At 58.1% G+C, this 26,308-nt stretch carries 17 protein-coding genes; 2 read left to right on the top strand and 15 right to left on the bottom strand.

Annotation, left to right across the window (positions count from 1 at the left end; genetic code table 11):
• The first annotated feature begins 129 nt into the window (after positions 1–129).
• The gene (locus ABLN94_RS14705; RefSeq protein ID WP_352993520.1) at positions 130–1,707 is read left to right on the top strand and encodes a DUF5928 domain-containing protein; all 1,578 of its coding nucleotides are present in this window, start codon (positions 130–132) and stop codon (positions 1,705–1,707) included.
• A gap of 36 nt (positions 1,708–1,743) precedes the next feature.
• On the opposite strand, the gene ABLN94_RS14700 is transcribed toward ABLN94_RS14705, so the two are convergent.
• The 3 genes from ABLN94_RS14700 to ABLN94_RS14690 all read right to left on the bottom strand — a co-directional run bounded on the left by ABLN94_RS14700 (position 1,744) and on the right by ABLN94_RS14690 (position 4,767).
• Positions 1,744–3,240, bottom strand: a complete 1,497-nt coding sequence (locus tag ABLN94_RS14700) for an L-piperidine-6-carboxylate dehydrogenase (RefSeq protein WP_417750525.1) — start codon at positions 3,238–3,240, stop codon at positions 1,744–1,746.
• Between the two features lie 18 nt (positions 3,241–3,258).
• Entirely contained in the window at positions 3,259–4,365 is a 1,107-nt protein-coding gene (locus ABLN94_RS14695; RefSeq protein ID WP_352993516.1) for a saccharopine dehydrogenase family protein, read from the bottom strand.
• A gap of 192 nt (positions 4,366–4,557) precedes the next feature.
• Complete coding sequence (locus ABLN94_RS14690) at positions 4,558–4,767, bottom strand: hypothetical protein (protein ID WP_352993514.1); 210 nt, start codon at positions 4,765–4,767, stop codon at positions 4,558–4,560.
• Positions 4,768–4,792: 25 nt separating this feature from the next.
• Between ABLN94_RS14690 and ABLN94_RS14685 the strand changes: the two genes are divergently transcribed.
• Positions 4,793–8,383, top strand: a complete 3,591-nt coding sequence (locus tag ABLN94_RS14685; RefSeq protein ID WP_352993513.1) for a flavoprotein — start codon at positions 4,793–4,795, stop codon at positions 8,381–8,383.
• On the opposite strand, the gene ABLN94_RS14680 is transcribed toward ABLN94_RS14685, so the two are convergent.
• From ABLN94_RS14680 to ABLN94_RS14625, 12 genes are all read right to left on the bottom strand, one after another.
• Positions 8,380–9,543 carry a hypothetical protein gene (locus tag ABLN94_RS14680; RefSeq protein ID WP_352993511.1) on the bottom strand — a complete coding sequence of 388 codons (1,164 nt, stop codon included), beginning with the start codon at positions 9,541–9,543 and terminating at the stop codon, positions 8,380–8,382. The genes ABLN94_RS14685 and ABLN94_RS14680 overlap by 4 nt on opposite strands.
• A gap of 10 nt (positions 9,544–9,553) precedes the next feature.
• Positions 9,554–12,823, bottom strand: a complete 3,270-nt coding sequence (locus tag ABLN94_RS14675; protein WP_352993509.1) for an adenylate/guanylate cyclase domain-containing protein — start codon at positions 12,821–12,823, stop codon at positions 9,554–9,556.
• A gap of 117 nt (positions 12,824–12,940) precedes the next feature.
• Entirely contained in the window at positions 12,941–14,650 is a 1,710-nt protein-coding gene (locus ABLN94_RS14670; RefSeq protein WP_352993507.1) for an ABC transporter ATP-binding protein, read from the bottom strand.
• Between the two features lie 4 nt (positions 14,651–14,654).
• Entirely contained in the window at positions 14,655–15,605 is a 951-nt protein-coding gene (locus tag ABLN94_RS14665; protein WP_352993505.1) for an ABC transporter permease, read from the bottom strand.
• A complete protein-coding gene (locus ABLN94_RS14660) occupies positions 15,602–16,579 on the bottom strand; it encodes an ABC transporter permease (protein WP_170491468.1) in 978 nt (325 codons plus the stop codon). The genes ABLN94_RS14665 and ABLN94_RS14660 overlap by 4 nt, the downstream gene beginning before the upstream one ends.
• Before the next feature lie 83 nt (positions 16,580–16,662).
• Positions 16,663–18,228 carry an ABC transporter substrate-binding protein gene (locus tag ABLN94_RS14655; protein ID WP_352993503.1) on the bottom strand — a complete coding sequence of 522 codons (1,566 nt, stop codon included), beginning with the start codon at positions 18,226–18,228 and terminating at the stop codon, positions 16,663–16,665.
• A 104-nt stretch (positions 18,229–18,332) separates the two neighbouring features.
• Complete coding sequence (locus tag ABLN94_RS14650; RefSeq protein ID WP_352993501.1) at positions 18,333–19,913, bottom strand: ABC transporter substrate-binding protein; 1,581 nt, start codon at positions 19,911–19,913, stop codon at positions 18,333–18,335.
• A gap of 157 nt (positions 19,914–20,070) precedes the next feature.
• Positions 20,071–21,354, bottom strand: coding sequence for an amidohydrolase family protein (locus tag ABLN94_RS14645; RefSeq protein ID WP_352993499.1), 1,284 nt, complete (start codon positions 21,352–21,354; stop codon positions 20,071–20,073).
• A gap of 9 nt (positions 21,355–21,363) precedes the next feature.
• The gene (locus ABLN94_RS14640) at positions 21,364–22,305 is read right to left on the bottom strand and encodes an ABC transporter permease (RefSeq protein WP_352993942.1); all 942 of its coding nucleotides are present in this window, start codon (positions 22,303–22,305) and stop codon (positions 21,364–21,366) included.
• Entirely contained in the window at positions 22,305–23,375 is a 1,071-nt protein-coding gene (locus ABLN94_RS14635; RefSeq protein ID WP_417750524.1) for an ABC transporter permease, read from the bottom strand. The genes ABLN94_RS14640 and ABLN94_RS14635 overlap by 1 nt, the downstream gene beginning before the upstream one ends.
• Complete coding sequence (locus tag ABLN94_RS14630; protein ID WP_352993496.1) at positions 23,375–24,886, bottom strand: ABC transporter ATP-binding protein; 1,512 nt, start codon at positions 24,884–24,886, stop codon at positions 23,375–23,377. The genes ABLN94_RS14635 and ABLN94_RS14630 overlap by 1 nt, the downstream gene beginning before the upstream one ends.
• Positions 24,887–24,925: 39 nt before the next feature.
• Positions 24,926–25,915: a BMP family protein gene (locus ABLN94_RS14625; protein ID WP_352993494.1), complete on the bottom strand. Its 990-nt coding sequence runs from the start codon at positions 25,913–25,915 to the stop codon at positions 24,926–24,928.
• Positions 25,916–26,308 lie beyond the last annotated feature (393 nt).

The following is a 26,308-nucleotide window of genomic DNA, read 5'->3' as shown; positions in this document are numbered from 1 at the left end:
CTCAACAGGTCAAAACTCATACCACACGCCCGTATTTGTAACCAAAAAACCAAAAATATTCTGTTTATTCAATCGCTCATCCTCAGTATCAGAGTGCAAACAGGCAGAAACGGACATCTCAGACGCAATATGGCAAGGGTTGCCTATATTCTATTGTGCCACAAGGATCCTGACGCGATCATCGCGCAGGCCGAGCAGCTTACGGCCACAGGAGACTGCATGGCCATTCACTTTGATGCCCGAGCCAGCGTAGTCGCCTATGATCGCATTCACAGCGCTTTGAAAGACAACCCGAACGTTACGTTCGCGACAAAGCGCATCAAATGTGGCTGGGGTGGTTGGTCTCTGGTTCAGGCGACATTGTATGCCGTGCAAGCCGCCGTTGATGCATTTCCGCGGGCCACCCATTTTTACATGCTGTCCGGCGATTGCATGGCGATCAAAACGGCAGAGTATACGCATTGGTTTCTGGACGAAAACGACAAGGACTTCGTGGAAAGCCACGATTTCTTTGCCAGCAACTGGATCAAAACCGGTATGAAAGAAGACCGGCTGATCTATCGCCATTTCTTTAACGAGCGGACGCACAGCCGGCTATTTTACACCTCATACGGTTTTCAAAAACGCTTTGGTCTGACGCGTGACACTCCGGCTGATCTTCAGATTATGATTGGCAGCCAATGGTGGTGCTTGCGCCGACGGACGGTCGAGATGATCCTCGACTTTCTGAAACAGCGCCCGGATGTGATCCGCTTTTTCTCGACCACCTGGATTCCCGATGAGACCTTCTTTCAGACCCTCGTCCGCCATCTGATCCCTCGGGAGGAAATTGAAAACCGAACCCCGACCTTCCTGATGTTCTCAGACTACGGGATGCCGGTCACCTTCTACAACGATCACTATGACATGCTTTTAGGGCAGGATTACCTGTTTGCCCGCAAGATCAGCTCCGAAGCGCATGAGTTGAAAGAGCGGTTGGGCAAGCTCTATGCCAGCGAAGGTGTCGAGTTCAAAATTTCGAATGAGGGTCGCAACCTCCATGGTTTTCTCACCGGGCGTGGACGGGTCGGCCGCCGTTTTGGTCGACGGTTCTGGGAGATTGGGAATTCACTAGGCTCCGAGCGTGAAATCCTTATCATCGCGTGCAAAAAATGGCATGTCGCCAAACGCCTCGTCGATCAAATCGCATCCGAGACCGCTATTCCCTGCGTCGAATACCTGTTTAACGAAGAGGACACTCCCCTGCCCGATCTCGGTGGGATTGAAACGACTCTGGACAAACGCTCCCGCCACCGGCGCGCAGTGGTACGGATGCTGTTCGACGCCTTCGAATCCGACAAACTGGTGATTTGCGTCGATCCTGCCAATCTGGAGATCATTCAGGATTTCTGCTCGGATCAGGTCATCACCCATGTGCTTGAAATCGAATGCGAGCACTCTGACGATTACCTGATCGGTCACGCCCGCCGGGTCGGATTGGCCGGTGAGAATAGCCCCGCCGAATCTGTCGCGAAGCTTGTGCCGACTCTGCGCAATTCGCTGGCTTATGAATCCGAACTGATCCGCGCTGTGGGGTTTGACGGGTATTTGCGCATTCGGGAAAACAGCCCGCGCGCTGAAAACGAGGCAGCAATTGCCAGTTTCCTAGGAGTTTCACAAGACACAGCCCAGGCCGTGATGCGGCTGGATTACCTGTTTGCGGACTGACCCGGCGGCACCATCAGGCACCGCCGGGCAGCTAAATCAGATGTCAAACTTCACGCCTTGCGCCAGTGGCAATTCCGCCGAGTAGTTTACAGTATTTGTCTGGCGCCGCATGTAGGCTTTCCAGGCGTCCGAACCGCTTTCGCGTCCACCTCCGGTTTCCTTTTCGCCACCAAACGCGCCGCCGATCTCGGCCCCCGAGGGTCCGATATTGACGTTGGCGATGCCGCAGTCAGATCCGGCTGCCGTCAGGAATTGCTCAGCCTCGCGCATATTGAGCGTGAACACGCAGGACGACAGGCCTTGCGGCACGTCGTTCTGCAGCTCAATCGCGTCGTCGAAATCGTCATAACCGATGACATAAAGGATCGGAGCAAAGGTTTCGGTCTTCACCACCGCTGTCTGACCGGGCATTTCCACAATGGCAGGTTCCATATACACGCCCGACGGGACGCCTTCGGTCACGCGGTTGCCGCCGAACACGGTGCCACCTTCGTCCTTTGCAGCCTCCAACGCGGCTGTCATTGCCGAACCAGAGGCTTCGTCCACCAGCGGGCCGACCAGCGTGCCCTCGGCCAGTGGGTCTCCGATGGGCAGACCGGCATAGGCCTTTTTCAGACGACTTATCAGTTCTGCACGGATCGAGTTATGAACGATCAGACGTCGCAACGTCGTGCAGCGCTGACCGGCGGTACCGACGGCCGAGAACACAATCGCGCGCACCGCCATTTCCAGATCGGCCGAAGGGCCAACAATCATCGCGTTGTTGCCGCCCAGTTCAAGAATGCACTTACCAAAACGCTGCGCCACGATGGGGGCCACGGCTCGGCCCATGCGGGTTGAGCCCGTGGCCGAGATCACCGGAACATCCTCACTGGTCACCAGCGCCTCGCCCAGCGCGGCGCCACCGATCAGCGTTTGCAGCAGGTGATCGGGCGCGTCCCCAAACCGTGCCAGTGCTCGTTCAAAAATCTTCTGACAGGCCATCGCAGTCAGCGGGGTTTTCTCCGATGGTTTCCAGATCACGGGATCGCCGCAAACCAGCGCCAGTGCCGCATTCCAGGACCAGACTGCTACAGGGAAGTTGAAAGCCGAAATCACACCGACCGGACCGGCTGGGTGCCAGGTTTCCATCATCCGGTGGCCGGGGCGTTCCGATGCGATGGTCAGACCATACAACTGGCGCGACAAACCGACGGCAAAGTCGCAGATGTCGATCATCTCCTGCACCTCGCCCAGACCTTCCGAGGTGATCTTGCCGGCCTCCCAACTGACTAGCGCGCCCAGATCGTCTTTGGCGGCGCGCAGTTCTTCGCCCAATAGGCGGATCAATTCACCCCGGCGCGGGGCGGGTACAACGCGCCAGGCCTTAAACGCGGCTTTTGCATTGGCAAAGACAGCCTCCATCTCGGCAGCGGGCGTCTCATGCACCTCGGCCAGCACAGATCCGTCGATTGGAGAGGTCACTTTCAGGCTGCCTCCCGTCAGCTCAGCCTCGGTCAGGTCCAGATTTGAGAGGGTGGTTTGTGCAGTCATCACGATGTCTTTCATATCTCAGGCCGCCTTGTTCTGTTCGGTTACATCACCGGCGCGATAGAGCCGGCCAAATTCGGTGTTCAGGAAATCGGACAGGTTCACCTGTTCCTGACGGATAAACCCTTTTGTGGGCACACCCCCGGTGCGCATCAGATCGACCACGCCCAGAACGCCTGCGGCGGTGGTGACCTGAATGGCGCTCCAGACCTGTCCATTGAGGGTGCGGGCAAAGCTTTTGTTGATCAGCGATTTCTCACGCAGCGCGCCGTCAATCATGCCTTTCGCGGTGCAGTAGACCAAAACCACATCCTGATCGGTGCGCGGCAGTGCGGTCTCGAAGATGTCCTTCAGCAGGTCACGGCGGCGTTCCAGCCCCAGATCCTTGAGCAGCAGCTTCAGGATGTCGCAATGACCGGGATACCGGATCGAGCGATAGGACACCGCCCGCGCCTTGCCTTCAAGCGTCTCGGGCAGCGTGCCCAGACCGCCTGAGGTATTGAAGCATTCGTACTCCACACCGTCATGGCCCAGCACTTCGTAGTCTTCCAGCGGCGCAGTCTTGACCCGCTCGCCATTCACGATGGCATCGCAAGGGTTGCAGTATTCGTTGATCAGCCCGTCCGTGGACCATGTCAGATTGTATTTCAGCGCGTTGGTCGGATAGAGCGGCAAGGCTCCCACCCGCATATGCAGGCTGTCCAGTTCATCGAACTCCGAAGCCAATGCAGCCCCGGCGATGCCGACAAACCCCGGTGCCAGGCCGCATTGCGGCATGAACGCCGTTTCACTGTCTTCAGCCAATTCTCGAACGGCATTGGTGGCCGCAACATCCTCGGTCAGGTCAAAGTAATGCGCGCCTGCCGTCTTAGCCGCCTTGGCAATCTTCGGCGTCAGAAAAAACGGCGCGGCAGAGATCACTGCATCGAACCCGCTCAGCCCTTGTGTCAACTGGGACTCATCCCCCACATCAATCTGCCGGGTCGCAATCCCCTGCTTGTTCAGCACAGCCAGAGCCGACAGATCGCGGTCAGCCACGGTGACTGAATAGTTCGACGATGCTTGCAGCAGGCTGGCGATCATCTGACCGATCTTGCCTGCCCCTATGACACATATATTCCAGCTCAAAACGCGCCTCCTCTTTCGTTTATGAAAGTATGAGGCCTAGGCTGTTCGATCCGCATAGACTATCTTGACGAAAACGCGGAAAGTTACGTCATTATGACGGTAATAATGACATATCGCCCAATAAACTTAGTGCCGTGATCTAAGAAATTTACAAGGCAACTGATTTGTCCTCGAACCCAGAGCCATGGAAACTCAGACAATCAAATCAACACCATCGGTGATTTTTGCCTCCAAATAAGATACGGTGCGGTCAATTGGGCCCATTTGTTCGCACCAATTCCTGCGGCCGCTTGGCCCGGCCAGCGCAGAATGCCCCGTCGGGCCGGTCTTGGAATTCTGTTTGACCGAACACAACCTGACGCCCGCAATACAAAACAGCGTTGGTTCTTCGATCATATTCACGGCGAAGTTCAAGGGGGGAACAGACGTGCCTAAAGACCCGATTGAGAACACTATTTCCTATGATCCAACCAAAGCCGACTGGGCGCTGATACACGAAATCCTGCCGGCAGATGACCCTTCGCATATTCAGCCACATTTCGAGTGTTTCGAGGTGGCCGAGGATACGGTTCTGCCCTCGAAAGGTATGTATGTGGTCCTCAGCGGTGTCGTTCACTTGCGTCAGGAGGGCACAGTTCTGGCCACGGCCGATACAGGCGACTATTTCTACGAAGAACATCTTGAGATTTTCGACATTCCCGTCAGCCTCGAGGCGCTGGCCACGCCCGGCACACGGCTGGCGTATCTATCCAGCAACCATTGGTTTGAAATCCCGACCAAAATCCGCGAGGCCTGCTATGACACCTTGTTTGGCGATCTGGTCAGCGTACATCTGCAAAACTTTCAGCAACCCATCAATTGCTGCAGCGTGACGGCGGCCGCCCTGAGCATGTCGGCACTGGGGTTCAGTTGCGAGGTCAACGACATCTTCCGCGAATGCGCCCTGCCAACGTCCTTCGTGGTGAATGATGGCATCTCGTTGGGCGAGCTGTATGACGTGGCCTGCACATTCATCCATACGCAGGGTCTGCGCGATAAGGTGCAGGTTCAGGCCTATTTCATGGATGAGGCCACGACCTCGGTCGCATTGCTGCTTGAGGCGATCGACGAATCCAACCGGCTGGGCGGGGATAATGACATCCTTGTCGCAAATTTTCAGGTCGGTGTCGCCCATGGCAAACCGACCATGCCTGGCGGTCACTTTGCGATCATCGCCAAGTGCAACCCCAGCACCGGTTTGGTGCATATGATGGATGTACATCCCGAGAAATATGGCAAGCTGTGGGTCACCACGATTGACCGGCTCTGGGCAGGGATGTCGGACCGCGACGGAACTTCGATGCGGTCGCGGGGCATCCTGCGGTTCTCGGCGCGCGAGGCGGTAAAAACCAACCTGCAAACGCTGCAGCAGGACTGCAACTATGTGGACAGCACGCTGTATCTGGCCAAGGACCCCAAGAAACGCCGCAACCTGTTCCGGCGGGCCAGCCCGAACATGAACTCGTTGGGTGTGCTGGCTGAAAGCCTTGCGATTCTTGGAGATGAACAGGTCGATGAAGACAAGCTGGTGATTGCAACGCAGGCAAATCTTACCGAAGCGCTCAGCCGGGTATCCACCGCCAAGGAAATGCACGCACTGGCCCAGCGCTATCTGAGCCAGAGCCCTGACGTGCATCTGGGTAGCGCCTTTCAGAGCTTCAAGGATCGCCGCGACAGGAAGATAACCTCGCCCGAAGAGTGGTTCCGCGCCCAATTGCTTAGCCTGAACGAGGACGAAGACCGCCACCTTATGATCAATATCGACTTCAATCGCGTTCTGGGCTTCGAAGTCATCCGACCGCCTGCAAATGTATTCCGTGAAACGGCGTTGCTCGAAGAGTTCTGGTGCCTTTGCATCGCCTATGATGCAGAGACCGATCTGGTGACGGTGGTGGACATGAGCCCCGCGACCTCTCAGGTATGGCAGGCGCCGCGCGGACACATCTTCCGCGGTCTGCGTGATCTGAAGAACCCGGCGATGCTGGTGATCGAGGAACACGAACCGCCCGAAGATCCCACCGATGTGGCGCGCCTTGTCCGGGAAAACGAGATCGTCCTGTTCTATGCAGATGAGGACCCCTGGTCCTATATGCTGCGCAGTATCCTCGCTAATATCGGCATCACCAGCGTCAGACTGATCGACGTTGAAGGCCACGGGGCCAATGTGATGAAGATGCGGCGGCAACTGAATGTGCTGACCGGCAAGGAAACGGTCCCGTACCTGTTCTTTCAGGGCGAATGTCTGGGCCGGCGAAATGACATCGTCGATATGATCCTGAAGGGCCGTTTGCAGGAACGGATACATAAGGCCGGGCTGCCGGTTTTGCTCCGCCATGAATCTCCCAGTCTGGACAAGAACATTTTTGGCTACCCCAAGGGCGGATTGACCGACGCCCCAACCGAAAAACGTAACGTGCTGCTATGCGCCTGTGGATCGTCAGCCGCCGACAAGGTGCCGGAACTGGTCGAGCGGATTACGGCAGCCGGGCACAACGTGAAACTGATCCCCTCGGTTTCGGCCGAGAAGTTCTTTCGCGATTTCGGCACCGAACGGATCGAGAAATGCATCTCGCACAACGACTACTACCGCGACGATGACGAATGGAATTTCCGCTATATCGAGTTCGGAATGCCCCTGCGCGCCTCGCATCTGGCGCTGTGCGACTGGGCCGATTGCGTGATTGTCGCTCCGGTGACCTGCAACACGATGGGCAAGATCGCCAACGGCATTGCAGACAACCTGCTGACCTCGGTCTTTGTCGCGTGGCAATACCGGAACAAACCGGTGATCCTGTGCCCGGCGTGTAACACTAATATGTGGAACAATGTCACTACTCAGCGGAACGTTGAAAAGCTGCGCGATCTGGGCATCGATCTGGTCGGCCCGCGCAAGGGGCGGCTGTCGAACGGCATGATGGGGATCGGCATGATGGCGACCCCGGACCAGATCATGGAGGTTCTGGACGAAGCCTTCGAGGAACTGGCCGATCAGGAGCACAACATCTGCAAATGGGCGCAGGAAGCCGCTTCTTCGGACGAATTTGCCCAATGGGACCGGGTGTTCCGGGCCATCGACAACGGCATGGCCGGGATCGACATCGTTGACGACAGCAACGGCGACACACTGCTGCATTACGCAGCGGGTGGCGAAGGTGAGATGAACGAAAGCGGTGTGGATCTGGGCAAGCCGGATCTGGAGGCCGCGCAGGCACTGATCGACCGGGGCATTAACATCAACGCTACGAACGATCACGGCTTTACCAGCTTGCATGTGGCGGTGATGAACAACTCGGTCGAGATGGTGGAAATCCTGCTTGGGGCCGACGGGATCGACGCCAGTTCCTGCATTCATTTCCTACAAAATCCGAACAACACCAAGGGTCACAAACTCTCGGAAGAAATTGTCGAGATGCTGGACGAGTGGGCCAACACCCACACCCTGACCGAGTTGGAGGAAGAGGACGAGAACGATCTGATCGAGGATCGCGAAAAGACCTACCTCTACTTCACCTACGGCTCGCTCAAGAAGGGCTTTCCTAACCACGACGCTCACACCGAGGTGCTGGATGACTTCGTGGGCGAAGCAGTGACCCGGCAGCGGATGCCCCTGATCGTCCCGCACGAGCCGCATTGCGACAATCCCAACTGCGGCTTCCTGCACCGCATGGCCACGCTGGTTGACCAGAAAGGCCGCGGCAAAGCGGTGAAAGGCGAGGTCTACCGTGTCTCATCCAGCGGAATGAAGGAACTGGACAAGTTGGAAGGCTATCACGGCCCCAACTCGCCCGAGAATGTCTATGTGCGCAAGCGGATCAACGTCCTGATCAACGGCGTGAAAAAACCTGCCTACACCTATGTGATCGCGCACCCAACCAAGTATCTGGATCAGTGGGAACAGGGCACCTCTGGCATTGTCGCGGAATACACGCTGGATATGGCCACGGGCACGCCCAAGCCGGGTTATCAGCCGCCCACCTAGTTCTGCAATTCGATCACGGTCTCATCTTCGGGTCCTGCCTTTAGGCTGAGGTTGTAGGCCGTGATCGCCACCATGCACAGCAGGACAAAGGGCCAGAACGCAGCCTTTGGGAACAGGTTGTCCCTGTAGTGGATGAACCGCAGCGAGGGCACCGCCTCTGACGCGAACAGGTAGGTGTTGATCGAGACCGCCAGCAGCAGGAAATACATCAGGAAAAAGAACGACTCCATGTAAATCACCGGCGATCCGGCAAAGCCTTCGCGCAGTTGCACATGGGCCAGCAGGATCACGAAAAACAGCACCGAGCAGGTGCCGATAACGCTGGAGGTGCTGAAATCATGCCGTTCCACCAGATTGGGGCGACGGGTGACGGTCATCACGGCACCGAACAGCAACATCGTCACCACGATCAGCGGGATCATGTGAACGATGAAGGCATTCCCGAAGTTTCGCTTGATGACAAAGTTATAGTGCAGCTCGGGCAAGTAGGTCTGAAACTCGTTTTCTCCGATGCCCAGCGTGGTATCCAGATCGGACTGGCGGTAATCGAAATAGGTGTTTTCCCGCTCCCACGTGCCCATGACGATACGGGGATCGATGCCAAAGATGTCCTCGGGGCCGGTTGCCGGATAGGCCAGAAAGTCCGGTATTAGAGCCACATTGACATCAAACTCACCGGGCCAGAACCGGACCCAGACGGTTTTGTGGTCGAAGGGATAGCTGGTGTAATCAAAGCTCTGCCGCAGGGTCTGTTCGAAATACCAGCCGATCAGTTCCGACCCGTTCTGGTCCATGCGATAGACCTCTTCGATCAGACCATTCGCGGCATCGGTAGCCTCGGGCAGGATGAACCCCACCTCGCCCTCGGCGGGTTTGATCGCATCATGGATGCCGTCTTCGTAGTGCTGCCAGATATAGCCGCTGACATGCACGTCGCTGGCGCCGATAAAGCTGAAGGATTTGATGAAAATGCCGGTCTTCACCCTGTATTCCGGCGCATTCCCCAGCTTTTGCAGATAGTCATCGACTGAGGCCTGGTCCGGCAGTTGCGTCGGGTCACCCTCGAAATGGTTCAGCGCGACCAAAAGTTTGAACAGCAGTACAGCCAGACCAAACGTCAGGGCACCGGATACCCACCAAACCTTCTTTTCGATGCTCATTCAGCCCCTCTCATGCGTGGTCCAACCGTCCGACCAGAGACTGCGTGATGCCCATTTCGGCGAATTTTGCGCCCAGCGCCTCGAAGTCTTCATGCGCGGTCATTGGAATGCCCCACCCACCGCATGCGGCCAGTACCCGAGTGTGCTGAATGGACAGATCAACCATCGGCAGGGGTTCGTCCGCCGTGAACCTCGCCAACGCATCGGCGTATTCAACGGCCTTGTCCCATTCCTGCCGTGCAAGCATGACGGCACAGGCATCGGGGTAGAAATGCAGATGACTATGACCCACGCAGCCTTCTGCGATGATCCGAGCACCCAATTTCAGATGCTGATCCTGTGTATTAGGGTCTGTTTCAGCCATTGCCAACGCGGACAGCGCCTTTGGTCCTACAAAGTTTCGGCCATGCTCTAAGGCGATATCGACGGCGCGCAGACCTGTCTCTTGGGCCTGATCCGACTGACCTGCATAGACCTGTGTGCGGGCCAGATGCTCAAGCGCCTGCGCCTCAAGCCGTTTGGCGCCCACGCGGTTGGCGATTTCCGCTGAAATGGCAAAGGTCTCCAACGCCTGATCCAATTCTCCCAGAAAGGTGTGCGCCACGCCCAGACAAGTCTGCGCCACACATTCCGGGACAAAGGCAAAGTATTTCTGAGAAACTTCGATGGCCTCCTGCGCATCCAGCTTCCCCTGCACCACTTCACCGGTATAGCTGCGCGCAACGCTGAGGTTGTGCAGGTTCGCCGCCAGATCGCGGACCAGGCCCTTTTCCCGCGCACGTTCCACAGCCTGCGTATAAAACCCGGCCGCCGTGCGCATCGTGGCGTTCATGAAATTGGCATCCCCAAATCCACTGAGCGCGCCCACCTCCAACCGCGCCGATTCCAGCTTGCGCGCCAGTGTTAGAGCCTTTTCGTTGCTTTGTAGCGCGTCCTCAACCCGACCCAGCGGAAAGTAAACATTTCCCCGAACGTAATTGATCTGCGCCACGTCACGTTCCGAGCCGCTGCGTTCTGCCGCGATCTCGGCCTGTTCAAGGCTTTCCAGCGCGTCGCTGTACAGGCTGGCCTGCCGTGCAGCCTGCGCCAGCCCGATGTGGGCGCGGCAGACCTGTTCGTCCGTGTCGGCTAGTTCTGCGGCCTCTTTGAATTCCCTCAGAGCGTCATCCGACAACCCCTGCAATCGGTGCGTCTCTCCACGGGCGCAAAACAAGTCGAACCTAACCCCAGACGGAGCGGGCAGCTCCAGCGCCCGTTCAATCAATGGACTGGCTTCATCGAACTGAAAGGCCTGAATCAGTTTCTCAGCCGCTTCCAAATAGGCCTGCGCGGCATTGGTGGCACCCGCCCGGTCCAGATGCTGCGCCCGCAGGGTGGCGTCGCGATCCTCGAACCATTTCGCGGCCTGACGATGCAGCCGCGCGCGTTCGGATTTCACCAGCGTTGCATAAGACCCGTCGCGGATCAGCGCGTGGGCAAACATCAGATCCGTTCCCGCCTCCCGGATCAGGGCAGAGCGGATCAGCGTCGAGGTGTCCAGATGCCCCTCGCCCAAAATGAAGTTCAGCACTTCCGGAGAGAACCGCTGCCCCAGCACCGAGGCCGCCTGTATCGCTGCCCGGCTGGACCGATCCAACGCATCCAGGCGCGATTGAACAATCCCCTGAATGCTGCCCGGAACGGATTCTCGTTTCAACACATCGATATTGCGCAGAAGCTGTTCCAGGAACAGCGGGTTGCCGCCGGCACGTTTGACACAGGAATCCAGCAATTCAGGGTCTATTCCTGTGAATTCTTCGACAAGTTTGCGGGCCTGATCGTCTCCCATCGGTGCCAATTCCAATTTCGAAATCAGCGCCCCATCTGTACCCATCTGCCATTCACGGTTGATGGGGTCGCCCTCGACGCGGCTGGTCATGAGCAGCACGCAGGGCGAATCCCGCGTGGTCGCGGCGATATGAGCGCAAGCGGTCAAGATCTCGGGGGCGGCCCAATGAATATCTTCAATCTGGATCAACATTGGCGCGTCGCGGCTGCGCGCCTCAATTAATTCGTCAATCACTTGCCGTCGTCCACGCAGACGGGTTGCGTTGTCCATAACCGCGTACACTTCAGCCAGACCGGGGTCCTGCTCAAGCTCAAGCAGCGCGTTCAGATGGGCCGCGTTCGACGGCGAGACCCAGCCCTTTCCAACTGCCTGTTTCGCCATCTCGGCACAGGTGGTCGCGTCATCCATCGACTCCAGCCCCAAAATGCTACGTGCAACGGATTGAATGGCCGAGTGCCCCTCGCGCGCACCGAAATCCATGACAACGCCGCTATGAATCGAGTAACCCAAACCCGCAGCCATCTCGGCCACTTGCTCGGACAGATGCGTTTTGCCGATCCCCGGTTCACCCAGAATGATATGCACCTCGCCCTTGCCATGATGCTGACAGCGGTCGAACGTGGCCGAGAACAGAGACATCTCACGCTCGCGCCCGACAAAGCGGTGCCGTCGCGACCGGATGTTGCGGGCCATGCGGTCCAGCCGCCACAGCTCAACCGGTTCAGTGAGCCCCTTGATCGCCTTCTCGCCCATGGACTCACCGACAAAAAGCGGCCCTAACGCACGCTGAATGTCGTGTGACACCAGCGTTTCACCCGGCACAGCCATATCGGTGATGCGTGAAGCCAGATTTACGCCGTCGCCCGTCACCGTGTATTCCGTATGCGCCTGACTGCCTGTCGTACTGGCGATCACCTGCCCCGACGCAATCCCGATATGGCAGGACACGGGCGGGTTCAAGCCGGGCAATACGGCGTGGATTTCCAGCGCTGCCCGTGCCGCCCGTTCGGTGTCATTGGTATGTGAGATCGGCGCGCCGAACACCGCCATCACGGCGTCACCGATATGCTTGTCGATCCGCCCGCCAAATTTTTCGACCACATGATCCACTTTGGCAAAAAATGCGTTCAGCAGCGCGTGCATATCCTCGGCATCCAGTTCACTGGTCAGTTTCGTGAATCCGGTGAGGTCGGCGAACATGACCGTGACCTGCCGTTTGGCAGGTTCCAGTGGAGCCTCGGGTTCATAGGGTTGAACTGTCTCGACCGCATCAAGTTCGGCAATCGCGCGCAGCAGCCTGCGGCGGTCGCCCACGGCGGTTACTCCGATTTCGATCAGGTCTTCGCCCGTCAGATCGGGCAAAATAGCGAAATCAATTTTGTTATCCAAAAAGGCTTGCGCGTAGTCAGATAGTCCCAGTGCGCCCAGCCAGTCCTTTACGTCCTGAGACATGTCGCCCCTCTGAAGCCCCCAACTTCAGAGATAGTCCTAGCACAGCAGACCCGCATGAGTCTGCAATGCTTAACAAAATTTATGCTTTTGTCCGCACATATGCCCGAAATCGAGGCGTCAGACCTCAGCGCTTAGCCCTTCGGTCGAAAGATCATCCAGCTTGGGCATCAGGCGCAGCAATTCACCGGCATAATCGGTCTGAGGGTTGGCGAACAGCGCGTTGGTCTCTTGCAGCTCGACCACCTTGCCCTGTTTCATCACCGCGACCCGGTCGCACATCTGGCGCACCACCGGCAGATCGTGGCTGATGAACAGCAGGGTTAGACCAAGATGCTCCTGCAGGTCTTTCAGGATGTTCAGGATCTGCGCCTGAATGGACACATCCAGCGCGCTGGTTGGTTCGTCACAAATCAGGAACCGCGGTTGCGTCGCCAGCGCGCGGGCAATCGAAATCCGTTGACGTTGGCCACCCGAGAACTCATGCGGGTATTTTAACCCGGCGTCGGAACCCAACCCCACCTGATCCAGCAGCTCATCCACGCGGCGCTTGATATCAGCACCCTCCATCAAGCGGTGATGGCGAATAGGTTCGGCCACAATGTCGTCCACTCGCATCCGGGGATTGAGCGAGGAATACGGGTCCTGAAAGATCATCTGGATGTTCTTGCGATAAGCATCCAGCGCGGTCTTGTTGGTCAGATCGCTGACCACCTGCCCCTCGAACGTGATGGTGCCGCCATCCACCGGATAAAGTCCTGCAATCATCCGCGCGACGGTGGACTTGCCCGAGCCGGACTCGCCCACAACGCCAAATACCTCGCCCGCGCGGATGTCAAAGCTGACATCATCCACAGCGGTGAAATAGGTGCGGTCCCAAGGCAGCAGGCCTTTGCGCTGCAGGAATTTTTTGGTCAGATTGCGGATTTCGAACACCGGCTTGGTGGTGTCGTTGTCCACTTTCGGCCAGTGCCGAGCCATGTCTTCGATGGCAAATCGAGTTTCGCGCCCGCCATAGCTGATCTGAGGGAAGCGATGCAGCTTAAGTGTTGGGCGCGGTACGGCAGCGATCAGCGACTTGGTGTATTCGTGGCTGGGCTGCCCCATGACTTGCGAGGTCGGACCGGACTCGACCACCTTGCCCGCGTACATCACCGTCACCTTGTCGGTGGTATCGGCGATCACGCCCATATCGTGGGTGATCAGGATGACGCCCACCTGACGTTCGCGCGCCAATTCCTTGATCAGGTCTAGAATCTGCGCCTGAACGGACACGTCCAGCGCCGTGGTCGGTTCGTCTGCGATGATCACATCCGGTTCAGTACACAGTGCCAGTGCAATCACCACACGCTGCCGCATCCCGCCCGAGAACTGGTGCGGGTATTGGTCCAACCGCGTGTCCGGGTCGGGGATGCCGACGCGATCAATCAGGTCACGGGCGCGTTTGTTTGCCTCGGTGTCCGAGCCGCCCAGATGGGCCTGAATGGTTTCGACCAGTTGCTCACGCACGGTGAACAGCGGGTTCAGCGACGTCAGTGGGTCCTGAAAGATCATCGAGATCTTCTTGCCGCGCAGCCCGCGCATCGCCTCGGCATCTAGACCGCTGATCTGATCGCCGCTCAGCCTGATCGTGCCGCTGGCAATACGGCCGGGGCGGTCCAGCAGGCCCATGATGGCGGCACCTATGGTGGATTTACCCGCGCCGGATTCACCCACTAACCCATGGATTTCGCCGGGTTCAACCGACAGATCCACATGATCCACGGCAGTGAACAGCTTGCGGCGGGTCGGGAATTCGACCGTCAGGTCATTGATAGTCAGAAGGCTCATGAAATCACCGCAGCTTGGGGTTCAGCGCATCGCGCAGCCAGTCGCCCAGCAGGTTCACAGACAGGGCCAGCGCCAACAAGGTGCAAGCCGGGAAGAACAGGATCCACCACTCACCCGAGAACAGAAAACCCTGCCCGATGCGGATCAGCGTGCCCAGTGAGGGTTGGGTTGGAGGGGCTCCAACTCCGAGGAAACTCAGCGTCGCCTCGGCAATGATTGCCAGCGCCAGGGAGATCGTGGCGATCACCAAAACCGGGCTTAGCACGTTGGGCAGGATATGGCGGAACATGATCGGGATCGAACCACGACCGATCAGGCGGGCGGCCTGAACATATTCCTTGTTCTTCTCCACTAGCGCGGCACCACGCACCACGCGGGCGAATTGCACCCAATCCGACAGGGCAATCGCGATGATCAGCACATAGATGGCCATCGCATTGCGGTACTCGGGCGGGGTTACCCCCTTGGCGATGCCAAAGATCAGCATCGCCACCAGAATGGCCGGAAAGGTCAACTGCACATCGGCGATCCGCATGATAATGGTCTCAACCCAGCCGCCATAATAGGCCGCCATCAGCCCCAGGATTACGCCGATGATCATCGCCAGCAGCACAGCCGAGGCGCCCACGAACAGCGAGATACGCAGCCCGTAAAGGATGGTCGAGAACACATCCCGCCCCTGATCATCGGTGCCCAACAGGAATGTCTCTTGCGTGAAAGCGTTCGGCGTGCCCGGCGGTGTGAACCCGTTCATCAGGTTCAGCGTCGCCGGATCAAATGGATTATACGGCGCGATCAGCGGCGCAAAGATTGCCGCCAGTACTAGGATCACCACAACAAGTGACGCCACAATGGCCACAGGTGAATGCCGGAACGACCATGCGAAATCACTGTCCCAGAACTTGGCGAAGCGAGACTTGGGCGCGGATGGCGGGGTTTCGATGGTATCGGTCATGTGGCCCTCGCGTCGACACGCAGGCGCGGGTCAATGGCATAGTAGAGAAGATCGACAATCAGGTTGATCGTCACGAACATGACCGAGATCAGCATCAGATAAGCGGCCATGACAGGGATATCGACGAACTGGATCGCATTAATGAACAGCAACCCGACGCCGGGCCATTGAAACACCGTCTCGGTGATGATGGCGAAGGCGATGATCGAGCCCAGTTGCAGACCGGTGATCGTGATCACCGGCACCAGCGTATTCTTCAGCGCGTGGCGGAAGTTGATCACCCGATCTGACAACCCCCTGGCGCGGGCAAAGCGAACATAGTCGGCGCGCATTACTTCAAGCATTTCCGACCGCACCAGCCGCATGATCAGCGTCATCTGATACAGGCCCAGCGTGATCGCCGGCAGGATCAACGCCTTCAAGCCCGAGGCCGTCAGGAATCCGGTCGACCAGCTGCCGATCTTCACGGTCTCACCCCGGCCAAAGCTGGGTAACCAACCAAGTTCAATCGAAAAGATATAGATCAGCAAAATGCCGATCAGGAAGGTCGGCAGCGAAACCCCCAGCAGCGACACTGTCATGATCACATTTGCTGCGATCCCTTGTCGTCGGATTGCCGTGAAAACGCCCAGCGCGATGCCCATGGTGATGGCCAGAAAGCCCGAAACAAAGGCCAGTTCCAGCGTGGCAGGCGCGCGTTCGATCAGGATCGTCGAAACAGGTCGCCCCTGACGGTACGAGACGCCGAAATCGCCCTGTACCGCGCCTTTCAGGAACTTGAAGTATTGGACCGGAAAGGGCTGATCGAGGCCCAGCTCGGTGCGCAGCCGGTCAATGTCGGCCTGTGTGCGTTCCTGCCCCAGCATGTTGTCGATCGGATCACCGACAAAGCGGAACATGGAAAAGGCCACCAGACCCACGACCAGCAGCACGATCACGGATTGGAACATCCTTCGGACGATATATGCGAACATGCGTTTCCCTCGTTGATCGGTCTCTCTAGGCCGTCTTTGACCAGATGGTCAAGGTATCGCTAACAGACGGACGTGGCGTTGCATCAGTTCACCGTCACCCAACGCAGCAGAAAGAAGTTATCCGGGCGTTGGGTCAGGTCGACAGTGCTGCGCGTGCCCCAGAGCAGAGGCTGCACGTAGAGCGGCACATAGACCTGTTCGTCCTGAATGATCTGTGCGACTTCATCCAGCATGGCCTGCCGTTTGCCTGCGTCCAGTTCGGATTGGATCCTCGGCAGCAGTTCATCCACGCGCGCATTGGAAAAGCCGCCAAAATTCCAGCTGCCTAGTTTCTTTTCCTCGTTTGGGGTCGCCACAAGGAACCGTACCGGGTGTTCGGCATCAAATGTACCAGGACTCCAACCCAGCATGTACATGTCGTAATTGTCCTCACGCAGCTCGGGCCAGTAGTTGCGCACAGGTATGGCGTCCAGTTCCGCCGTGATGCCGATTTGGGCCAGCATGGCGACCACGGCCTGACAAACGGCCTCATCATTCAGATAGCGGTCGTTGGGGCATTTCAGACCAAAGGAAAAGCCGTCCGCATACCCCGCCTCGGCCAGCAGGACCTTGGCGGCTTCGACGTCAAAAGCCGGTCGGTTCGCATTGGCTTCGGAAAAGCCACTCATCGCGGGGCTGACCAGTTGCGAGGCCGCTTCGGCATTACCGCGCATGATGGTGGCCAGAATGGCATCGACATTCACCGCCTGCGCCACCGCCTTGCGCACGCGCGGGTCGCGGAACGGGTTCGGTTTACCCGCGTCGTCGGTGTATTTCAACGTCTCAGCCTGATGATCAAAGCCCAGCATGATCACGCGGGCCTCGATGCCCTGAATCACCTCGACATTATCCTGCCGCTGCAGGCGTGCAACGTCCTGAATCGGCACCGGGTTGATCATGTCTACATCGCCCGACAGCAACGCCGCAACGGCGGTGGCCGGGTTCTGGATCGGAGTGAACTCGGCGCTGGTGATGTTGTGTTCGGCTTCGCCCCACCAGCCGCCGAACGGCTCCAACACTGTACGCAGGCCCGGCTCGCGTGCGGTGACCTTGAACGCGCCGGTGCCGTTGGCGTTCAGCGTGGCGTAGTTGCCGGTTTCCTTGTCAGGCACAACCGCATCATTGGCCTCGGTCCAGCCCTGATCCATGATCATCCAGTTGGCTATCGAAGACGGAAACAGCGGGTTCGGCGCGGCGGTCATGAAATCGACGGTGTAATCATCGACAACTTTCACCTCACTGATCGGTGCAAACCAGCTGCGCGTATCGGCGGCCTCGCCCGAGGCACGCTGATAACTAAACAGCACGTCCTGCGCATCGAATGTGCTGCCATCGTGAAAGGTCACGCCCTCTCGCAGATTAAATCGCCAGCCCTCGCCATCACTGATCGGCTCCCAACTGACTGCCAGGGCCGGTTCTACCTGCATCTCTTTGTCTCGACGGACAAGCCCTTCGTAGACATTATTCAGGAAGCCCAGAACCGGGGCCGAGTTCACTGCGTGCGGGTCCATCGTTTGCGGATCGGCGGTTGAGGCCCATTTGAACTCGGCGGCATGCGTGCTGGTGGCTGCGAGCATCGCCAGACCAATGGCGCTGTGTCTGAGGATCATGGCGAAATCTCCCTGAATGTCCCGCAACTGGGCGCGGTGTTGAAGGATAACGCAAAAGGCAGGGCGCGTTGGTCACGCCCTGCCAAGTCTCTGATCTAAATAGCTTAGTTCAGAGTAAAGTACTTGATCTTGGGCGAGTCTTCCGGCTCGACCACAGTACCCACGTTGGACTTCATACCCCAGTTCAGCACCTGGTGGTGGATCGGGATATACAGCTGTTCGTCCTGAACCACCTGCCAAATTTCCGCGATCTGCTTGTCGCGCTCGGGCAGGTTGGTTTCCGAAGCCAGCCCCTGAATCTTGGCGTCCAATTCCGGGTTGCTGTAGCGCGTGCCGTTCCACGAGCCGTACTTCTCACCCTTGGTATGGGCAAGGAAGTTGAAGATGTATTCCGAGTCGTAGGTCGGAACGCCCCAGCCCAGCATGTAGAAGTCGGTTTCGAGGTTGTTGATCAGCGGGAAATGCTGCGCCTTTGGCTTGGCGTCCAGGTTCACGGTGATCCCGATCTGCGCCAGCATGCCGACAGCGGCCTGACAGATCGCCTCATCATTTATGTAGCGGTCATTCGGGCAGTCGAGCTGGATGGTGAACCCATCCGGATAGCCTGCCTCAGCCATCAGCGCCTTGGCACCTTCGATGTCTGTGGTGGATGAGCTGTCCATGCCCTCATCCCAACCGTTCACGAAGGGCGGGGCAATCATGCCTGCCGGAGCGGACTGGCCACGCATCACGACCTGTTTGATCGCATCGCGGTTGATCGCCTTGGACATGGCCTGACGGACGCGGACATCAGACAAGGGGTTCTTGCCGTCGACATTATCATTGGCCAGATCAGCATCGCCCATGTTCAAGCCAAAGAAGATGACCCGATTCTGTGGCGCAGTACGCACGTCCAGACCATCGGCACCGGCAACACGCTCAAGGTCTTGCACAGGGACATCCTGAATGAAGTCGACCTCACCCGACAGCAGCGCTGCAACACGGGTCGCGGCGTTCTGAATGGGAGTATAGACGATCTCGGTCACGGCCAGCGGGAACTCATCCTTGCCCCAATAGCCGTCATAGGCTTGTAGAACGGTTTTGACGTCCGGTTCGCGGCTGATCAGCTTGTAGGGGCCGGTGCCGTTCGCATTCTTGGCCGCGAACGTGTCTTCGCCGCCTTCATAGTCTTGCACCTTCACGGCGTTGTTCGCCTCGGCCCAGCCTTTGTCCATCATGAACATGTTGGTCAGGTTGTTGGGCATGATCGGGTTGGGACCATCGGTTTCGATCTCAACCGTGTATTTGTCCGGCGCTCGTACCTCTTTCACCGAAGCCAGCAGTTCCTTGTAGTCGGAATCCGGCGTCATCGCCCGGTTCAACGAAAATACGACGTCTTCGCTGTCGAACTCGGCCCCGTCATGGAAGGTCACACCTTCACGCAGCTTGAATACCCAGATATTTGGGTTGGCTTCGGACGGTGCCCATTCGGTGGCCAGCGACGGCACAAGAGCACCGGAATGGTCGCGCATCACCAGCGTCTCCATGATCTGGTGTGCCAGCGCTGAGGTCGGGCCCTCGTTCTGGGCATGCGGGTCCAGCGTCAGCGAGTCGCCTGCACGGGCCCAGCGCAGGGTTTCAGCCGATGCGCCTGCCGCCATCAACGCGGTGGCGCTGGCGGCAATCATCAGGTTTCTTAGGATCATGTTAAACTCCCCGTATTTTGTTAGCGCCGTCATTGCGACGGCCAGCCGCTTGCTGCGACCGTGGTGCACCTGATCATCCAGATCATTTTGCCGGTTGCAACAATAGATTGTGAACTCACGTGACGACCCAAGGGCAAGTTGGGCAAACTAACATGGTTCAGACGAACGGAACCCGCGATTCATCCAGCGGTTTTTGCCCTGTAGGCAGGTTCAGGGCACTAATGATTGGGCTTGCTCGCGCAATTACGCGCCCTTTGCGCACTACGGCCAGACGATGGGCGCGCAGCCGGATCGCCTCGATCCGGTCCGTTGCCTGAAGCAAAACAAAATTCGCCGCGCATCCCTTGGCTACACCATACCCTTCCAGCCCCATGATCCCAGCCGAATTTTCGGTGACGGCATCAAAACACCACGCCATATCGGCCCGGCTGGACAGTTGCCCCACGTGCAGCCCCATGAAGGCCACATCCAGCATGTCAGCCTTTCCCAGTGAGTACCACGGGTCCATCATACAATCCGAGCCGAACCCGACAGTGATCCCGGCATCACGCAACTCTCGCACGCGGGTCTGGCCCCGGCGCTTGGGATAAGTGTCGTGCCGGCCCTGCAACATGATGTTGATCAGCGGGTTCGGAATCGCGTGCACTCCGGCCTCAACCATCAGCGGAATCAGCTTTGAGACATAGTAATTGTCCATCGAATGCATTGAGGTCAGGTGAGACCCTGCAACCCGCCCATTCAGACCCAAACGTTGGGTTTCATAGGCCAGAGTCTCGATATGGCGGCTTTGCGGATCATCGCTTTCGTCGCAATGCATATCCACCATCAAACCGCGCTCGACCGCGATTTCACACAACAGGCGCACGGATTCTGCCCCATCGGCCATGGTGCGTTCGAAATGTGGAATACCGCCCACTACATCCACGCCCATATCCAGCGCGCGGACCGTATTCTCCATCGCAGTTGGGTCGCGCAGAACGCCGTCCTGTGGGAACGCTACAAGCTGCAGGTCCAGATAATCTTTCACTTGTTCGCGCACCTCTAACAAAGCCTGCACACCCTTCAATTCATCATCGCAGGTGTCCACATGGCTGCGGATCGCGCCGATCCCCTTGGCTGCCGCGAGTTCGCAATACCTCAAGGCGCGGGCAACAATGTCTTCGACCGATTGGATCGGCTTCAATTCTCCCCACAAGGCTATGCCTTCCAGCAGCGTGCCCGAGACATTCATACGCGGCGTGCCCAGCGACAAAGTGGCGTCCATGTGGAAATGCGGGTCGACAAAAGGGGGTGAAACCAATTGCCCCTCGGCTTCGATCACCTCTTTCGTCTCGGCTGTAATTCCAGCCTCCACCGCGGCAATCTTGCCGTCTACGCAGGCGATATCCACGCCGGACTGACCATCAGGCAGGGTGGCATTCTTGACGATCAGATCGAACATGGCGGCTCCTTATCGTTGGCCTTTGAACCAGGGGGTAAGCAATGCACGCGGATAATCCGCCGACCGGGCCGCGACGACAAGCGCGATGATCGACAGGATATAGGGGGCCATCAGGAACACCTGACCAGGCACCAGCGCGCCAATCTCAGTCTGCAGCCGCACCTGCAACGCATCGAACGCGCCGAACAACAGCGCGCCCAGCAGGGCTTTTCCGGGGCGCCAACTGGCAAAGATTACCAGCGCAATACAGACCCAACCGCGCCCGTTGACCATGCCGAAGAAAAAGGCGTCAAAGGCGCTCATGGTCAGGAAGGCTCCGCCAAGCGCCATCAGGGCCGATCCTGCCACAATGGCACCGATCCGAAGCCCATAGACCGAAAGCCCTTGTGCATCGACACTGTCCGGGTTGTCTCCAACCGCCTGAAGAGCCACGCCCAAAGCGGTGCGGTTCATCACATACCAGACCACCACCACCATCAGCAGCGCCAGCCAAGTGAGGGCGGTTTGCTGGAATAAAACAGACCCTAAAAAGGATAGATCAGACAATATGGGCAGATCCAGTGGCTGAAACGGCTCTATCCGGGGAGGAGACGACACGTTCGGCAACGCCGTGCGGTAGGTGTAGTAACTGACCGACGTGGCAAAAAGCGTGATCCCCAACCCCGAGACATGTTGCGACAAGCCCAAAGGCACTGTCAGGATTGCGTGCAGCAGACCAAAGAACGCCCCAGCCAGTGCCGCAACCAGAACTCCGCCCCATAATCCCGCGCCCAGCCAGACGGCCATCCAACCGCACATTGCACCCACAACGAAAATCCCCTCGATCCCGAGGTTCAGCACCCCAGCGCGTTCACAGATCAGCGCGCCCAGCACACCAAAGATCAGCGGAGTCGCGATGCGCAGGGACGCGGCCCAGAAACTTTCGGACAACAGGATGTTCAGGATATCCATCATGATGCCGCCCTCGTGGTGCTGGCCCGGACGACCCGGTATCGGGCAAAGAACCCGCCGACCAGCACGCAGAGCAACGAGACGGACACCACAAGGTCCGCCAAAAAGGACGATACACCCATTGCCCGGCTCATGCTGTCTGCGCCCACAAAAACCGAGGCGATAAACAGTGCTGCGATTACCACACCCATCGGTGATAGGCCCGCCAACATTGCCACGACGATACCGGTATAGCCAAAGCCGGGAGACAGGTCCGCGGTCAAGTAGCCCTTGAGCCCTGCCACCTCGCTGACCCCCGCCAAACCAGCCAAACTGCCCGACAGAATGGCAACGCCAAACAGCGATCGGTTCACGTTGATCCCCGCATGGCGCGCGGCGGCTGCGTTCTCACCCACCGCGCGCAGACGGAACCCCCAGACCGAACGCGCCAGCATGAATTGCGCCAAAAAGGCCAGTATTAGAGCCAGAATCAGACCAGAATGAATCCGCATCCTATCCATCAACGGCGGTAACATTCCCTGATCCAGCACCGGGGCTGATTGCGGCCAGCCTAGACTCATAGGGTCCTGTAATGGCCCTTCCAGCATCATCTGCACAAAGATCAGGATGATGAAGTTCATCAACAGCGTGGTCACAACTTCATCCGCACCGAACCGCGTTTTCAGATAGGTCGGGGCGACCATCCCCGCCGCGCCGGCCGCCGCGCCCAAAATGACGATCAAGGGCAACAACAAGATACCGGACACATCCAGCACGCCTGACCCAATGGCCACGGCAGCCATTGCCCCCAGGTACAACTGCCCTTCGGCGCCGATATTCCACAGCTTGGCGCGGAAGGCCAAAGCGGCGGCGAGACCAGTGAAGATAAGCGGCGTGGCTCGGGTCAGCACTTCGGAAAAGGCAAATACCGAGCCAAACACACCTCGAAACATCTCGCCATAAGCCTGAATCGGGTTTGCCCCGGCGGCCAACAGCGGAATGGCGGCAAAGCCAAGCGCAATCAGGGCGGACAGGATGGGCACGCCGATCGTGAATGCCTGCGACTGGGTTTGACGAGGTTCAATGCGGATCATGCCGGTTCTCCCGCCATCATCAGCCCGATCTGCTCCCGGTCGCGGCTGGGGGCCTCGTGCAACTCGCCGTCACGGATCACGACGATCCGATCGGCAAGGCCCAGAATTTCGTCCAAGTCTTCTGAAATCAGCACAACCCCTGCTCCCCGTTCGCGCGCTTCAAGCAAACGCCGCCCAACCTCAGCCGCAGCACCCATGTCCAAACCGCGGGTGGGTTGGTTGGCGAGGATCAGGCGCGGAGAACGGTCGAATACGCGCGCCAGAATGAGTTTCTGGATATTTCCACCCGACAACAGTCTTGCGGGTGCATCCACTCCCGGCCCGCGCACATCATAGGCCTTGGCAAGGCGGTCGGCATTGTCGTCAATCGCCTCTCGTCGCAGCAGACCTCGTGACTGCACATCGGGATCGTCCAGCCGTTCGATCACCATGTTCTCGGCCACACTCATTGCACCGACAATGCCTTCGCGGTGGCGGTCTTCAGGAATGCGCCCCACACCAGCACGCACCATCGCAACCGGGCTTGGCGTGCCGATTTCCGACCCGTTCACTTTAACTAGACCCATTTCAGGTTGCGTCAGACCCGAAATCACGTTGGCCAGTCCACTCTGACCATTGCCCGAAACCCCGGCAATTCCCAAGATTTCATGGGCATGTACTGTCAGATCAACACTGCTCAATGTATCGCGCTTGGACCGGCCTGTGACCGAGATGCCGGACAAGGTGAGCACGGGTACGCCGGGCGCCATCGCAGCACCTGCCAATTCCGGTGTTTCCGCCCCGACCATCATTCGGGCGATAGAGGCCTCATCCGCTTCGGACGTGGTCATTTCACCAACTTCACGGCCATGACGCAGCACAGCGATCCGGTCAGAAAAGGCCAAAACTTCACGCAGTTTGTGGCTGATGAAGATGACAGACAGTCCCTCGGCCGTCATCATCCGAATGTTTTCAAACAGCGTGTCGGCCTCTTGCGGGGTCAGAACGGCGGTCGGTTCGTCCAGAACCAGAATACGCGCCTCGCGGTACAGCGCCTTGAGGATCTCGACACGCTGGCGCTCACCAACCGACAGCCGCCCCACAGGCGTATCCAGCGGAGCGGTCAGTCCGCTTTGGGCAATAATCGCCTCGATCCTGCGCCTTGCCGCTCGTCGATTGCGGCGCAGCGCAAACAAGGGTTCCGAGCCCAGCGTAATATTGTCCAGCGCCGAGATGTTTTCGGCCAGCGTGAAGTGCTGGTGCACCATGCCCACACCCGCAGCCAAGGCCACTTGCGGATGGCCAAGTGGCAGAGGCTGCAACACACCCGCTTCATCGGCAACCTCAATCGAGCCTGAATCGGGCAGGTAATGCCCGAATAGCATATTCATCAGCGTGGTCTTTCCCGCGCCGTTTTCACCCAGCAATGCCAGAACCTCGCCCTTGTTCAGGGTCAGGCTTACATCGTCATTGGCGATGACCGGACCGAAACGCTTGCTCAGCCCGTTGAGCTTCAGAACTGTGGTCATTGGGAAAGCGGGCCCGCGCTTAGCCCGGCCCGAATGCAATCAGTTGTCCGAGACCGGCCGGTCATCGTTGACGTTCACGCGGAACAGCCCGTCCAGAATCTCGGCCTGACGCGCGTTCACCGCGTCAAGCACCTCAGCCGGAACCAGTGCCTCATCCAGAACCATCGAACCGCCGCCATAGCCCATGAAACTGTACTGACCGTAATCCGCGGCCTCGAACGAGCCACCCGCGACATTTGCGATCGCCTTATCGATGGTCGGCTCCATATGCCACAGGGCCGAGGCCATGATCGTGCCCGGGTAATCGCCCGAGGTGTCGATGACATTGCCCACGGCCTTGACGCCCCGTTCAACCGCCGCGTCCGACACCCCAAAGCGTTCCGCGTACATGATGTCCGCCCCCGCATCCATCATGGCGATAGCGCTTTCCTTGGCTTTTGGCGGGTCGTACCAGCTGTCGATGAAGGTCACGAGGAAGGTGACATCCGGATTCACCTCACGAGCGCCGTCCATGAAGGCGTTCATCAAGCGGTTTACTTCGGGGATGGCATAACCACCCACCATGCCGATGACATTCGACTCGGTCGCCGCACCGGCGACCATCCCTGTCAGGTAGGACGGTTCGTGAATCCAGTTGTCAAAGACTGAGAAATTGGGCGCCACCGGCCCAAAGGACGAGCCCATCAGAAACGCTGTATCGGGATAATCCTTTGCTACTTTGCGCGCGGCGCGTTCCAATCCAAATACCTCACCCACAACAAGCTGCGCGCCTTGTTCGGCGTATTCGCGCATCACGCGCTCATAATCGGTGTTGGCTACGTTTTCGGAAAAGACATACTCGATGTCACCGCGTTCGGCCGCAGCGTTCAGGGCCTTGTGAATGCGACTGATCCATTGTTGTTCAACCGGCAACGTGTAAATCGCGGCCACTTTGACAGTTTCAGCCGCCGCCAATCCGGCGGAATATAGGGTCGATGCCGCTGTGACCGTCGCCAGCAGCACTCTGCGTGTAAATTTCATTTTTGACATAACTCTCTCCTGTGTGGCGAGATGGCAGCATTTTTTTACTGTTCAGTCAATTTTTTCGTCTCTAGCAATGCCTTGTTCTGAAGTGCGATAGCTATCCGAACATTATGTGAGCAAAATTTAATTCGGTCTTCTGGAGCTGCTAGAACTCATTCTGCCGCCGATCTTTTCGCTCAAGCCACTCCCAAGTGTTTCACCATCTTTAACATTACAACTATCAAGCGATGCACAACCTTTGAGAGTATCCGATAGATTGCTTCTGTTTTGGCATTGCCTGCATTCGCGGCAGTTGCGCAACAAATGATCGTGTTGGGGATTTTTTTGGGGGCAGGTTGATTTCCGTCTTAAACTTTTTTGGATGTGGGTTTATCGGGTTGGTTGTTTGAGTGCTTGATT

The organism is Ruegeria sp. SCP11 (assembly GCF_040329455.1).
GTDB lineage: Bacteria > Pseudomonadota > Alphaproteobacteria > Rhodobacterales > Rhodobacteraceae > Ruegeria > Ruegeria atlantica_E.
Note: the sequence above shows the minus strand (reverse complement) of the source record. Positions and strands in the feature narration are given on the sequence as shown.